This is a genomic window from Kluyvera sp., from assembly GCF_965301105.1.
In genome coordinates, this window is the sequence record NZ_CBDKZX010000023.1 from 37,613 (window position 1) to 49,401 (window position 11,789).

The following is an 11,789-nucleotide window of genomic DNA, read 5'->3' on the forward strand; positions in this document are numbered from 1 at the left end:
GCCCTCTTTACGCTGCTACGGGTTTTCATTTTTCCCAGCGCGTGTTCCACTCCCAAAGACGGTTCGTGTTCACATCGTTCAACTGACGTGAAGGCTCCGCGTTCCCCTTAAACGGCCTGGCGGTAGTCGCCGCCGCGCCCCAGGGCGACAGGCTGTCATAGCCGCTATCAATCGTGCTGTTCACAATCAACACCTGCCCATTCGCGGTCTTGCCCGGCAAATAACCTGTTTTCCCTGCCCCCTGATCCCATGCGCGGCCCAGCTTGGCTTTAAAGGTGCCTTTGTAGCCATCATCCGTCGTGAAACGGCTGTTTTTGACCAGGAAACCGTAAGGATTGTCGGGGAGCGTATTCGGTGCCAGCACATAGGCTTCCGGCGATTGGCGGCTTGAGACGGTATGGAAATGCACGCCGTCAAACACTACGTTGGCGCGGCCGAAGACATAGTCAACGTCACCTTCAATGTAGCTATCCTGCACGTAAACCCGATTAATGCGATCGGTCAGCGCATCATTGCGCCGATTGCTGACGTTGAGATAGAGCGTATCCTGACGGCCAAGCAGGCGAACGTTTTGCAGTTGAATGCGGTCGCCGTCGGTTCGCAGAGCAACGCCCTGGTGGGTGCCGCCGTCAACCGTGTCGAGCAGGCTGTTGGCAATGGTTAAATTGACCAGTTGGAGATCGTGACTTTGCGACCAGAATACCGCGGCGCAATTGGTGCCGATCATCGCCGTGGTTTTCCCCGCACACAGCGCATACTGGTAATACGCCGGCGAGGTCGGCGGATAGTGGTCGGCGTCGACGGTCTGACGATATTTCGCCGGACTGAACTGCGAGTCCAGCGCCAGTTCAATACGTACATCCTCAGGCCCTTTTCCCGTACCAAAAAGGGTAATCGGCGGCGCATCGTCGGGTATATACACCGTGCCGCTGTAAACGCCCGGTTCAAGACGAATGTAGAGACGTTCATTGCCCTTATGATGAGCCAGAGCGGCATCCACCGCCTGCTGGACGCGGGTGTAAGGCGCGCCTTCTGGCGCGACGCGCCATGGTGTCTCAATGTGCGTCAGGGTAATTTCCGACGGCTGCCACGGCCCCTGTGGTTGGCTGAACAGGCCACCCTGTGCGAAGTAGTTTTTGGTGGTATACGGTGCGGCTTCCTGCGCCGTTAGCAGCGGTCTTGTCGCCGTTCCTGTTGACGAAGGCGCGGCGCAGCCCTGTAGCACCAATGGCATACAGAGCAGCGTCGACATGCCCAGATAAGGTATTTTTGACATCGGTTCTCCATTAACAACGTTAAATAGAAACTGAGAACCGATAATAATGGAACGTTATTTTATTTTAACCCTGCACGATCACGCTTTACGACATCAGGAAAGCCAGATCAGCAGGCCATATAGCACCAGCATACACACTATCGTTAACCGGACAACCCGGCACTCAACGGGCGATTTATCGTTCATCGGCTTTACAGACGGAACGTCCCCTCAATCATCAGTTTCGCTTGCCCGTACAGCGAAACACGACCATCAGCGCCCAACACACAGCGCAGCGTGCCTTTACGCGCGCCGCCCTGCTGCGCATGAAGGGTATTTTTACCGCAGCGTTTAGCCCAGAACGGTGCCAGCCAGGTATGTGCCGAACCGGTCACCGGATCTTCATTCACCCCGACCTGCGGGCCAAACCAGCGTGACACGAAATCAAACTCCGCATCATCTGGCGCCGTGACGATCACCCCGCGGGTGTTAAACGCCGACAGCAGGTTGAAATCGGGCGATAGCCCCTCAACGATCGCTTTATCCTTCACCAGCACCACAATGTCATCTGATTGCCAGAATCCTTCTACGCCATGGGTAATGCCCAGCGCGGCCAGCAGCCCCTGTGGTTCGTCAATCGGCTGGAGCGTTTTCGTCGGAAAATCCATGCACAACTCATCGCCCTGCCGCGTGACGGTCAGCAAGCCGCTACGGGTGGTGAAACGCAGCGTCTCTTGCGGATAGTTGAGTACGTTGAACAGTACCCATGACGCAGCGAGCGTGGCATGGCCGCAGAGATCCACTTCGACCGCTGGCGTAAACCAGCGCAGATGAAAACCCTCATCAAGCGGCACAAAAAAGGCGGTTTCGGACAGGTTATTTTCGGCGGCAATCGCTTGTAATACGCTGTCTTCTGGCCATTCCGTCAACGGCATCACCGCCGCCGGGTTACCGCCAAATGGCTTAGCGGTAAAAGCATCAACCTGATAAAACGCAAGCGTAGCCGGGAGATTATTGTTCATTGAGTTTATCCAGGTAGTTGTAGATTGTGTAACGCGTCACGCCGAGCGCTCTGGCGACTTCATTGACGCTGCCCTTAATTTTGAAAATGCCCATCGAATGCAGTTCGCTGACCACCCGCAGGCGAAACGCTTTTGGATTTTCCTCTGGGGAGGCCTGGAAACGAGCCAGAACCTCCGCCAGAGATTGCGCGGGTAACGAGGTGGCAGGATTTTCCGCGGGTTGTGCTGCCGACATACCGGAAACCAGATAATCCAGTTCGCGACGAAAACGCATCACCGGCTCCATGTCGACGTTGACGCAAAACGCCGCCACCGCCTTTCCGTTGGCATCGTAGTACAGCGTCGACGCGCTGCTTAACGGTTTACCGCCGCGCGCGTACGAGGTGTAACCGCTGAACAGCCGCGTTGAGGATGGCGGCTGCGTCTCGTCGATAAGCCCCAGAAAACCATCATCTTCTTCTGGCCCGCTAAGCAGTCCATCGCCTACCTGCCGCCCGCTGACGTGACCGTTAACAATACCGACTACCGAGGATTGCGGCTGAGTTAAATCGTGCAATACCACTTCGGTATTCGCCGGTAATGTCGCTTTCAACGCCGCCAGCGAGGCGCTCAAGGTGGCGATGAGGATATCCCGTTCCGCGCTCATGGCAGCACCGCCTGAAATTCAATTTCCACGTCGAGATCGAATGCCAGTCGGCTGGTGGTGACGCTTCGGCTGGGGAAACCCTCGGGGAACCATGGACGCCAGGCCTGATTGAACTCCGCGAAGTGCGCCATATCGCTTAACCAAACCTGCGCGCGCACCACATCGCGCAATTGCGCGTCACCGCGCGCCAGCGTCTCGCTGACCGAATGCATAATCCGATTAACCTGCTCGGTAATGGTACCGTACAGCGGCTGTCCGTCCGGACTCATTGAGACCTGGCCAGAAAGAAAGAGAAACCCGTTCGCCGCAACGGCGTCGGAAAAAGGAAAAGGTTTACTCGTGGGATAACGGACAAGTGCCATCGTCAACTCCTGCGGTTAAGGAGCCATAACGATAGCACTGCCCTTTTACACATTCAACAAAATTATAAATTTCAACAAGTGTTGATTTTTATTGCGACTGTACCGCATCCATTTCATCAAAGACCTGCTGTGCCAGATGCATCGTGGCATTTGCCGCCGGCAGACCGCAATACAGCGCCGAATGCATGATCAGCTCTTTCAGCTCATCGCGGGTTACGCCGTTGTTGAAGGCCGCGCGCAGATGCATTTTCAGTTCGGCTTCGCGATTGAGCGCAATCAGCATGGCGATGGTGATCATACTGCGGGTGTGGTGGTCCAGACCTGGACGGGTCCAGGTTTCCCCCCAGGCGTAGCGGGTGATGAAATCCTGAAACTCTTCGTTCAGCGGCGTTAATTTTTGCAGCGTCCGGTCAACGTGGGCATCACCCAGCACCTTACGGCGCACCACCATACCCTGCTGATAACGTTGATTATCTTCCATCATTCCTCCGTAAAAATGCGATCAACGCGGCGGTAAACTCTTCGCTGGCTTCGACGTTCGACAAATGCGATGCCGCCAAATCCACCTGGAAAGAACCGTCAATTTGTTGATGTAAATAATCGGCATCGGCTACGGTGGTCACCGGGTCGAACTCACCGGCAATAATCAGCATCGGCACAGTGATAGCCGCAACTTCGCCTCGTAAATCAGCCGCCGCCAGCGCTTCGCAGCATTCGGCGTAACCTTCCGCCTCGGAGGTGGCGAGCTGGTGACAAAGCTGTTCAACCACCGCCGGTTGATGTTGACGGAAATGCGGTGTAAACCAACGATCCGCCGACCCTGCCGCCACCACGCCCATGCCTTCGGTACGCACAGTGCGCGCCCGCGACAGCCAGTTGGCCTGCTCGCCAATCTTCGCCGCCGTATTCGCCACCGCAACGGCAGTAAAGCGTTCCGGCGCGAAACGAGCCAGCCAGAGGCCGGTCAGGCCGCCCATTGAAATGCCGCAGAAAAAGGCCTGTGGGATATTCAGGTGATCGAGTAGCGTAATGACGTCTTCACCCAATTGTGACAACGTCACCTTTCCGCGTTTTTGCGTTTGTCCATGACCGTGCGTGTCGTAGCGCAACACGCGAAAATGCTCGGTCAATGCGGGCATCTGCGCATCCCACATAGCGTGAGTCGTACCCAGCGAGTTAGAGAGCACCAACACCGGTGCCGTTTCTGGTCCTTCAAGGCGATAATGGATGTTCATTTCCCTGCTCCTGATAGCGCGCCACAACCTGGCGCACAAAGTGGTCGGTACTGCCGAGTGCGGTCGCTGGGTCCAGCAGTTGCGAGAGTTGCGCTGAAGAAAGATGCTGGCTGACCAGCGGATCGTTCTCCAGCAGTGGTTGTAACGGGCAATCCAGCGCTATCGCCCGATGACAGATTTTTTCTACCTGATGATGGGCGTCGGCTTTGCCAATAAAGGCCGCCAGCGCCTGAGTAACGGATTCGGCCATAATCAGACCGTGAGTGATATCCAGGTCGGCGCGCATCTTCGCCGCATTAACCTGCATACCGCGCAGCAGATATTCACTGTTTTCCAGTACGCCGCCTGTCAACATCACTAACTCTGGCAATGTTTCCCACTCGGCCTGCCAGCCGCCCAGCGCACGCTCATGCTGTTGAATTTGTGCGCCGTAGAGCGTCGCCATCAACCCGGGTATACGCTGTACGGCGGCAAGAATCGCCGCGCAGCTTACCGGATTGCGCTTATGCGGCATCGCAGACGACCCGCCACGACCTTCGGCAATCGGTTCGCTTACTTCGGCGACTTCGGTTTGCATCAACAACGAAAAATCATTGGCAAATTTGCCCAATGTGCCGCTAAGCCCCGCAAACCAACTCGCCACTTCAACAATACGATCGCGCTGGCTGTGCCAGGGGGTATCGGGCAGCGAAAGGTTGAGCGTGTCGGCCAGCCGCTTCGCGACCTCTGGCCCTTTGTCTTTCAGCGAGGCCAACGTCCCCGCCGCGCCGCCAAACTGCAGAGTCAGTACGCGCGGGCGCAGTTCATCCAGCCGCAATTGCCAGCGCAGCAGCGCGTCAAGCGTACCGGCCAGCTTCAGACCAAAGGTGATAGGGAGCGCGTGCTGCATCCAGGTGCGGCCCGGCATCAGCGTGTGTTGATGCCGGGTAATTTGTTCGGCCAGCACTTGCATAAGGCGGCGAAGACGGACTTGTGTTTCATCGAGCGCCTTGCGCAGCTGTAAAATCAGCCCGGTATCAATGGCGTCCTGGCTGGTTGCTCCCCAGTGGACGTAGCGCGCGGCTTCAGGATCGTGCGCTTTCACGCGCTGCGTCAGCTGCTTAACCAGCGGTATCGCCAGATTGCCGGCGTTGGCCGCCGCGCTCGCCAGTGCGGGTAAATCCAGCGACTGCGCCTGACAGGCTGCGGCGATCGGCGCAACCGCAGCGTCGGGAATCACCTGACACTGCGCCTGTGCGTTCGCGAGCGCCGCCTCAAAATCCAGCATCCCCTGCACCGTTTGCTCGGCGCTGAAAAATTCCGTCAGCGCCTGGGTACGCAATAGCGGGGTCAACAAACTCATTCCAGCTCCTTATACGCGTTCAATAATCAGCGCGATCCCCTGGCCGACGCCGATACACATCGTGCATAGCGCATACCGCCCGCCGGTACGACGCAGCTGGTAGGCCGCGGTCATCGCCAGCCGTCCACCGGAAGCGCCCAGCGGATGCCCCAGCGCAATCGCCCCGCCGTTCGGGTTCACGTGCGCGGCATCATCCGGCAGACCTAAATCGCGCAGCACGGCCAGCGCCTGGGCGGCGAAAGCTTCATTCAACTCGATAACGTCCATCTGCGCCAGCGTCAGACCCGTTTGAGCCAGGACTTTCCGTACCGCTGGCGCTGGCCCGAATCCCATAATACGTGGCGCAACACCGGCAGTTGCCACGCCGACGACGCGAGCCAGCGGCTGTAAATCATTCTGCGCCATCGCCTGCTCGCTGGCTAACAGCAGCGCACAGGCGCCATCGTTTACCCCGGACGCGTTACCCGCGGTGACGGTCGCATCGGGACGCACCACGCCTTTCAGCTTCGCCAGCGCCTCAAGCGAGGTGCTGCGCGGATGTTCATCCTGGGCAAAACACAGCGGTTCGCCTTTGCGCTGCGGGATCCACACCGGGATCAGCTCGTCATTAAACACGCCATTGGCCTGCGCCTGTGCGGTACGCTGCTGGCTACGTAGCGCGAAAGCATCCTGGTCGGCACGAGAAATGGTAAAATCGGTCGCCACGTTTTCTGCCGTCTCAGGCATCGAATCCACGCCGTACAGCGCTTTCATTTGCGCGTTGATAAACCGCCAACCGATGGTGGTATCTTCCATCTTCATGGCGCGGCTGAACGCGCTTTCCGCTTTGCCCATCACGAACGGCGCGCGCGACATGCTCTCTACGCCCCCCGCAATCATCAACTGGGTTTCACCGCTTTTAATCGCCCGCGCCGCCACGCCTATGGCGTCCAGGCTGGAGCCGCAAAGGCGGTTGATGGTGCTGCCAGGTACTGTTTCCGGCAGCCCGGCCAACAGCAGCGCCATACGCGCGACGTTACGGTTATCTTCCCCAGCCTGATTCGCGCAGCCATAAATCACATCGTCAATACGCGCCGGGTCAAGCCCGCGATGACGCTCCAGCAACGCTTTCAGCGGCAGAGCGGCCAAATCGTCGGCGCGTACGCCAGCCAGAGTACCACCAAAACGACCAAACGGTGTGCGTACCGCGTCGCAGATAAATGCTTGATTCATCATCATTCCTTAGGCGCTTTCCGCGACCGCGTCGTAAATCAGGGTAACAGGGGTAATACGCTGTAATTCATCGAAAGAGATACCGTTGAAGATTTCCCGCACCACCGGGCCATTGGGGGTGATATCAATGACGGCGAGATCGGTATAAATGCGGCTGACGCAACCGACGCCGGTCAGCGGATAGGTGCAGTGTTCCACTAACTTACATTCACCGTCACGGGTCAGGTGGTCCATCATCACAAACACCTGACGTGCGCCAACGGCCAGATCCATCGCCCCGCCAACGGCAGGAATCGCGTCCGGCGCGCCGGTGCTCCAGTTGGCGAGATCGCCGGCGGCAGAAACCTGGTAGGCTCCCAGCACGCAAATATCCAGATGGCCGCCGCGCATCATGGCGAAGGAGTCGCCATGGTGGAAATAACAGCCGCCCTGCAGCAGAGTCACGTACTCTTTGCCGGCGTTAATCAGTTCGGGATCTTCTTCACCGGGCGCCGGTTTTGGCCCCATGCCCAGCAGGCCGTTTTCGCTGTGTAAAAAGACTTCTTTATCAGACGGCAGATAGTTGGCAATGCGGGTCGGCAGGCCAATGCCCAGGTTCACGTAGGCGCCTTCCGGAATGTCCTGCGCCACGCGTTTTGCCATATCGTCACGAGAGAGTTTTTGCATTGTCGGCTCCTTAAGCTCGCTGCGCCTGAGCGGTGAAAGATTCTTGCGCGAACACGCGCTGCACAAAAATGCCCGGCGTGACGACGTTTTCCGGGTCGAGATCGCCCAGCGCCACCATGCTGGTGACTTCCACAATGGTGGTTTTCGCCGCCGTGGCCATAATAGGCCCAAAGTTACGTGCCGCTTTGCGATAAACCAGATTGCCCCAACGGTCAGCCTGATGAGCTTTAATCAGCGCAAAGTCGGCGCTAATCGGGTACTCCAGCACATAGTGACGGCCATAGATTTCACGGGTTTCTTTGCCTTCCGCTAACGGTGTACCGTAGCCCGTCGGGGTGAAAATAGCGCCAAGGCCTGCGCCAGCGGCCTGAATGCGGGCGGCCAGGTTCCCTTGCGGAACCAGTTCCAGCTCCACTTTGCCGCGGCGATACAGGTCGTCGAAAATCTGTGAGTCGACCTGGCGTGGGAATGAGCAGATCATTTTACGTACCCGCCCGGCCTTCAACAGCGCCGCGAGGCCGATTTCACCGTTTCCGGCGTTGTTATTGATAATGGTCAGGTCGCGTGCGCCCTGTTCAATCAACGCATCAATCAGCAGCGTTGGCTGCCCGGCCGGCCCAAAGCCGCCGATCATAATGGTCGCCCCATCGTGAATACCCGCGACGGCATCCGCCAGCGTCGGCACACTTTTATCAATCATCAGGTTGCTCCTCGTTGTGCGGTTATCGCACTAATATTCGTTGTTCGCACAAAATGTGACCCGCTTAACGATGCCGGTCAAGGGCGATAATCGAAATATGGTGCGATAATCGAACATCGTGTATGTTTAGGCTGAGAATGTGATCGGCGGCATAATCGGAGAGAAAAATGGAGAAGCATCCAGACGATATTTTGACGGGCGATAGCGACCCGTTTAAAGGTGACCCTAACTTTATGGCCTCGCTGGCGCGTGGGCTGGAGGTGATTCAGGCCTTCACTCCGCAGCGGCGGCTGCTGTCGATTTCGCAAATCAGCCAGAAGACGGGGATCCCCCGAGCGGCAGTACGTCGCTGCCTGTATACCCTGGGTAAATTGGGGTTTGTCTACGCCGAGGATGGCAAGAATTTTCAACTGCGCCCGCGCATTTTATCGCTCGGGCACGCATGGCTGGCCTCTACCCCCCTGGCTCGTTCCGCGCAGCCGGTGCTGAAACATTTAAGCGATATGCTTAATGAGTCTTGCTCAATCGCCACCCTCGACGGCGACGATATTCTCTACATCGCCCGAGCGTCCAGCTCGCGCATTATGACCATAGACCTGGATATCGGCAGCCGTCTGCCGGCATGGTCAACTTCAATGGGGCGCGTGCTGTTGAGCTACCAGCCAGAAGAAAAACTCAACGATATGTTGGCCCGCATCACCATGATCCGCTATACCCCGCAGACCATTTCGTCCGTCAGTAAGCTGCGCAGCGAGCTGAAGGCGGTCCGTCAACAGGGGTATGCGTTAAACGATCAGGAACTGGAGATGGGGCTGCGTTCACTGGCGGTGCCGCTGTTTAATTCGCAGGGCCAGGTGGAGGCGGCGCTGAACGTCGGCGTCCATGCCGGACAGGTATCCGCGGCTGAATTGCTGGATCGCGTGTTGCCCGAACTGCAAAAAGCCGCATCAGAGTTGACGCTTTTGCTGCGTTAGCGGCTTCGTTTAGCGTGGCGCTCCCAGTTTTCCTGTTTCGCCGCCGCCGATTTACGCAGCGCCACATAACATGCGCCGCTACCGCCATGATGCGGTAGCGCGCTACAGAAAGCCTGAACGTCGTCGAATTCAGTTAACCAGCGAGCAAGATAGCTGCGAATAATGTTTGCGTGCGAGCCCTCTTCCTTACCTTTACCGTGAATAATCAGGATATTGCGTAAATTGTCTTGTTCAGCCTGTAGGAGAAAGGCAAACAGGCTCTGACGGCATTGTTCGACGGTCTGCTTACGTAGATCCAGGCTGGCCTGCTGGCTGTATTTGCCCTGCCGCAGTTTATCCAGAACGCCTGTCTGTAGCCCTTCTCGCTTAAACTCCAGCGGGGTAGCGAGCGGGACAATGTCGAGAAAACCGGTGGTCAGAAAATTATCGAGCTGCAGTGTATCCACCTGCTGGCGGGTTCGGGCGTTGCGCACTGGCTGCCAATGAACGTCGCTGTGGCGCTTCAGCGGCTGGACATCCTCCATGGCGTCAAGAAACAGCGATTTGTCGTCAAGATTCATGAGAATTCCCCCCTTATTACCACAGGCGGATACTATAGCCGCGCGGCCTTGCAGGCTCAATGCTTTTCCCTTTGCGTCAAAATGATTGGCATGCAAAATATACAGCACGATAATTAATTTTCTTCACTTATGATTTAACTAAAACTTAAATGATATAAATCATTAATTAATTATCTATCCCTATTCAGAATACGTGAAATAAATCACCAAGAATTATCTGGAAAATAAGCACAGACCCGTTATAAATAGTATTACCCGCTGTGCGGAGCAAAATGTGGGAATCGGTACGGATACACCTGTGTGGTTGCTGCGGGGTCTGGCGATGTCGACAGACCCCGATTTTTATTACGCGTTATTCACCTTAACTTTCATTGAGTTATATTCAATTAGATCACTTTCCCCCCAGCGTTTATCGGGTTATATTTTAACCAACTCTTCATCCAGGTATTATTATTCGATATAACTGCGCTTTATTGTTGATGATAAATAAGCCATATCCTTTGTGATGTTATACATCTGAGGTATAGAGCCAGCGGCCATTCACATGCTATGGTGTCAAGCAGGAATAATTTGCGTAAACATATCATATATAGAGAGTGCGCATGCTGACGTTGCTTGAAGATAAAATTGCCACACCGCTCGGGCCGCTGTGGATTCTGTGTGATGAGAACTTTCATTTGCGCGCCGTGGAATGGGAAGAACACAGCGACCGTATGGTGCAACTGCTGGATATTCACTACCGAACTGAAGGCTATACCCGCGTCACATCACGCAACCCCGGCGGGCTGAGTCAGCAGTTGGCGAACTATTTTGATGGCGACCTGGCGGTGATCGAATCCCTGCCTACCGCCACTGCCGGAACCCCCTTTCAGCGCGAAGTCTGGCAAACCCTGCGCACCATCCCCTGTGGTCAGGTGATGCACTACGGGCAGCTAGCCGAACAGCTTGGCCGTCCGGGAGCCGCTCGCGCCGTAGGCGCCGCCAATGGATCTAACCCGGTGAGTATCGTCGTGCCCTGCCATCGGGTGATCGGACGCAACGGCACCATGACCGGTTATGCTGGCGGCGTACAGCGTAAAGAGTGGCTTCTGCGACACGAAGGCTATCTGCTGCTTTGATTTTCTGTGCCCTTTATGAGCTTAACAGGCGCTTTAGCCATAAATGCGCCTGAAAATTTATATTATATATCAATGAGATATATCTCATTCTCTGCTATCCCATTTTAATCTTGGGTGAATACGCGCGCCGAGACTTACCTGCTCACCAAAAAGATGTTAAAATTGACCAATATCAATTAAGGCTTGAGCAAACCTATGATCCCGGAAAAGAGAATTATACGACGCATTCAGTCTGGCGGTTGCGCGATCCATTGCCAGGATTGCAGCATCAGCCAGCTTTGCATCCCGTTCACTCTTAATGAGCATGAGCTTGATCAGCTGGATAATATTATCGAGCGCAAAAAGCCTATTCAGAAAGGGCAAACGTTATTCAAAGCCGGAGATGAACTGAAGTCTCTGTATGCCATCCGTTCCGGTACCATCAAGAGCTACACCATTACCGAGCAAGGCGATGAGCAGATCACCGGTTTCCATCTGGCAGGCGATTTAGTTGGCTTCGACGCCATCGGCACCGGCCATCACCCGAGCTTTGCTCAGGCGCTGGAAACTTCCATGGTGTGCGAAATCCCGTTTGAGACCCTTGATGACCTCTCAGGCAAAATGCCGAACCTGCGTCAGCAGATGATGCGTCTGATGAGCGGAGAGATCAAAGGCGATCAGGACATGATCCTGCTGCTGTCGAAGAAAAACGCGGAAG

Annotated in this window: 14 protein-coding genes; 3 read left to right on the forward strand and 11 right to left on the reverse strand. The window is 56.0% G+C overall.

The window, feature by feature from the left end:
- Nucleotides 1–25: 25 nt before the first annotated feature.
- The 10 genes from ACW14G_RS10865 to ACW14G_RS10910 form a co-directional block, all read right to left on the reverse strand.
- Nucleotides 26–1,276, reverse strand: a complete 1,251-nt coding sequence (locus ACW14G_RS10865) for a putative acyl-CoA thioester hydrolase (RefSeq protein WP_249021849.1) — start codon at nt 1,274–1,276, stop codon at nt 26–28.
- A gap of 191 nt (nt 1,277–1,467) precedes the next feature.
- Nucleotides 1,468–2,277 carry a PhzF family phenazine biosynthesis protein gene (locus tag ACW14G_RS10870; protein WP_249021850.1) on the reverse strand — a complete coding sequence of 270 codons (810 nt, stop codon included), beginning with the start codon at nt 2,275–2,277 and terminating at the stop codon, nt 1,468–1,470.
- Nucleotides 2,267–2,923: a helix-turn-helix transcriptional regulator gene (locus ACW14G_RS10875; protein ID WP_249021851.1), complete on the reverse strand. Its 657-nt coding sequence runs from the start codon at nt 2,921–2,923 to the stop codon at nt 2,267–2,269. The genes ACW14G_RS10870 and ACW14G_RS10875 overlap by 11 nt, the downstream gene beginning before the upstream one ends.
- The gene (locus tag ACW14G_RS10880; RefSeq protein WP_167575900.1) at nt 2,920–3,285 is read right to left on the reverse strand and encodes a RidA family protein; all 366 of its coding nucleotides are present in this window, start codon (nt 3,283–3,285) and stop codon (nt 2,920–2,922) included. Before ACW14G_RS10880 ends, ACW14G_RS10875 begins: the two co-directional genes overlap by 4 nt.
- A gap of 88 nt (nt 3,286–3,373) precedes the next feature.
- On the reverse strand, nt 3,374–3,766 hold the full coding sequence (pcaC, locus tag ACW14G_RS10885) for a 4-carboxymuconolactone decarboxylase (RefSeq protein WP_223802568.1): 393 nt from the start codon (nt 3,764–3,766) through the stop codon (nt 3,374–3,376).
- Complete coding sequence (pcaD, locus tag ACW14G_RS10890) at nt 3,756–4,520, reverse strand: 3-oxoadipate enol-lactonase (RefSeq protein ID WP_167575902.1); 765 nt, start codon at nt 4,518–4,520, stop codon at nt 3,756–3,758. Before pcaD ends, pcaC begins: the two co-directional genes overlap by 11 nt.
- Entirely contained in the window at nt 4,498–5,862 is a 1,365-nt protein-coding gene (locus tag ACW14G_RS10895; RefSeq protein WP_249021852.1) for a 3-carboxy-cis,cis-muconate cycloisomerase, read from the reverse strand. The genes pcaD and ACW14G_RS10895 overlap by 23 nt, the downstream gene beginning before the upstream one ends.
- Before the next feature lie 9 nt (nt 5,863–5,871).
- Nucleotides 5,872–7,074 (reverse strand): 3-oxoadipyl-CoA thiolase, encoded by a 1,203-nt coding sequence (gene pcaF, locus ACW14G_RS10900; RefSeq protein WP_163449555.1) that lies wholly within the window; start codon nt 7,072–7,074, stop codon nt 5,872–5,874.
- A gap of 9 nt (nt 7,075–7,083) precedes the next feature.
- Nucleotides 7,084–7,740: a 3-oxoacid CoA-transferase subunit B gene (locus ACW14G_RS10905; RefSeq protein ID WP_249021853.1), complete on the reverse strand. Its 657-nt coding sequence runs from the start codon at nt 7,738–7,740 to the stop codon at nt 7,084–7,086.
- A 10-nt stretch (nt 7,741–7,750) separates the two neighbouring features.
- On the reverse strand, nt 7,751–8,440 hold the full coding sequence (locus ACW14G_RS10910) for a 3-oxoacid CoA-transferase subunit A (RefSeq protein WP_249021854.1): 690 nt from the start codon (nt 8,438–8,440) through the stop codon (nt 7,751–7,753).
- Nucleotides 8,441–8,607: 167 nt separating this feature from the next.
- Between ACW14G_RS10910 and ACW14G_RS10915 the strand changes: the two genes are divergently transcribed.
- Nucleotides 8,608–9,414, forward strand: a complete 807-nt coding sequence (locus ACW14G_RS10915) for an IclR family transcriptional regulator domain-containing protein (protein WP_064545606.1) — start codon at nt 8,608–8,610, stop codon at nt 9,412–9,414.
- Here ACW14G_RS10915 and smrA read toward each other — a convergent pair.
- Nucleotides 9,411–9,974 (reverse strand): DNA endonuclease SmrA, encoded by a 564-nt coding sequence (gene smrA / locus ACW14G_RS10920; protein ID WP_167575905.1) that lies wholly within the window; start codon nt 9,972–9,974, stop codon nt 9,411–9,413. The genes ACW14G_RS10915 and smrA overlap by 4 nt on opposite strands.
- 602 nt (nt 9,975–10,576) lie before the next feature.
- On the opposite strand from smrA, the gene ogt reads away from it, so the two are divergent.
- Together ogt and fnr are read left to right on the forward strand one after the other, a co-directional pair.
- Complete coding sequence (gene ogt, locus ACW14G_RS10925) at nt 10,577–11,092, forward strand: methylated-DNA--[protein]-cysteine S-methyltransferase (protein WP_163449559.1); 516 nt, start codon at nt 10,577–10,579, stop codon at nt 11,090–11,092.
- 195 nt (nt 11,093–11,287) lie between these two features.
- Nucleotides 11,288–11,789: fumarate/nitrate reduction transcriptional regulator Fnr (fnr, locus tag ACW14G_RS10930; protein ID WP_455648588.1), on the forward strand; the 502-nt coding region annotated here is incomplete at its 3' end.

Bases quoted from the DNA above. Each gene is read 5' to 3' on its own strand.
- ACW14G_RS10865 (WP_249021849.1), bottom strand. From the start codon at position 1,276: ATGTCAAAAATACCTTATCTGGGCATGTCGACGCTGCTCTGTATGCCA.
- ACW14G_RS10870 (WP_249021850.1), bottom strand. From the start codon at position 2,277: ATGAACAATAATCTCCCGGCTACGCTTGCGTTTTATCAGGTTGATGCT.
- ACW14G_RS10875 (WP_249021851.1), bottom strand. From the start codon at position 2,923: ATGAGCGCGGAACGGGATATCCTCATCGCCACCTTGAGCGCCTCGCTG.
- ACW14G_RS10880 (WP_167575900.1), bottom strand. From the start codon at position 3,285: ATGGCACTTGTCCGTTATCCCACGAGTAAACCTTTTCCTTTTTCCGAC.
- pcaC (WP_223802568.1), bottom strand. From the start codon at position 3,766: ATGGAAGATAATCAACGTTATCAGCAGGGTATGGTGGTGCGCCGTAAG.
- pcaD (WP_167575902.1), bottom strand. From the start codon at position 4,520: ATGAACATCCATTATCGCCTTGAAGGACCAGAAACGGCACCGGTGTTG.
- ACW14G_RS10895 (WP_249021852.1), bottom strand. From the start codon at position 5,862: ATGAGTTTGTTGACCCCGCTATTGCGTACCCAGGCGCTGACGGAATTT.
- pcaF (WP_163449555.1), bottom strand. From the start codon at position 7,074: ATGAATCAAGCATTTATCTGCGACGCGGTACGCACACCGTTTGGTCGT.
- ACW14G_RS10905 (WP_249021853.1), bottom strand. From the start codon at position 7,740: ATGCAAAAACTCTCTCGTGACGATATGGCAAAACGCGTGGCGCAGGAC.
- ACW14G_RS10910 (WP_249021854.1), bottom strand. From the start codon at position 8,440: ATGATTGATAAAAGTGTGCCGACGCTGGCGGATGCCGTCGCGGGTATT.
- ACW14G_RS10915 (WP_064545606.1), top strand. From the start codon at position 8,608: ATGGAGAAGCATCCAGACGATATTTTGACGGGCGATAGCGACCCGTTT.
- smrA (WP_167575905.1), bottom strand. From the start codon at position 9,974: ATGAATCTTGACGACAAATCGCTGTTTCTTGACGCCATGGAGGATGTC.
- ogt (WP_163449559.1), top strand. From the start codon at position 10,577: ATGCTGACGTTGCTTGAAGATAAAATTGCCACACCGCTCGGGCCGCTG.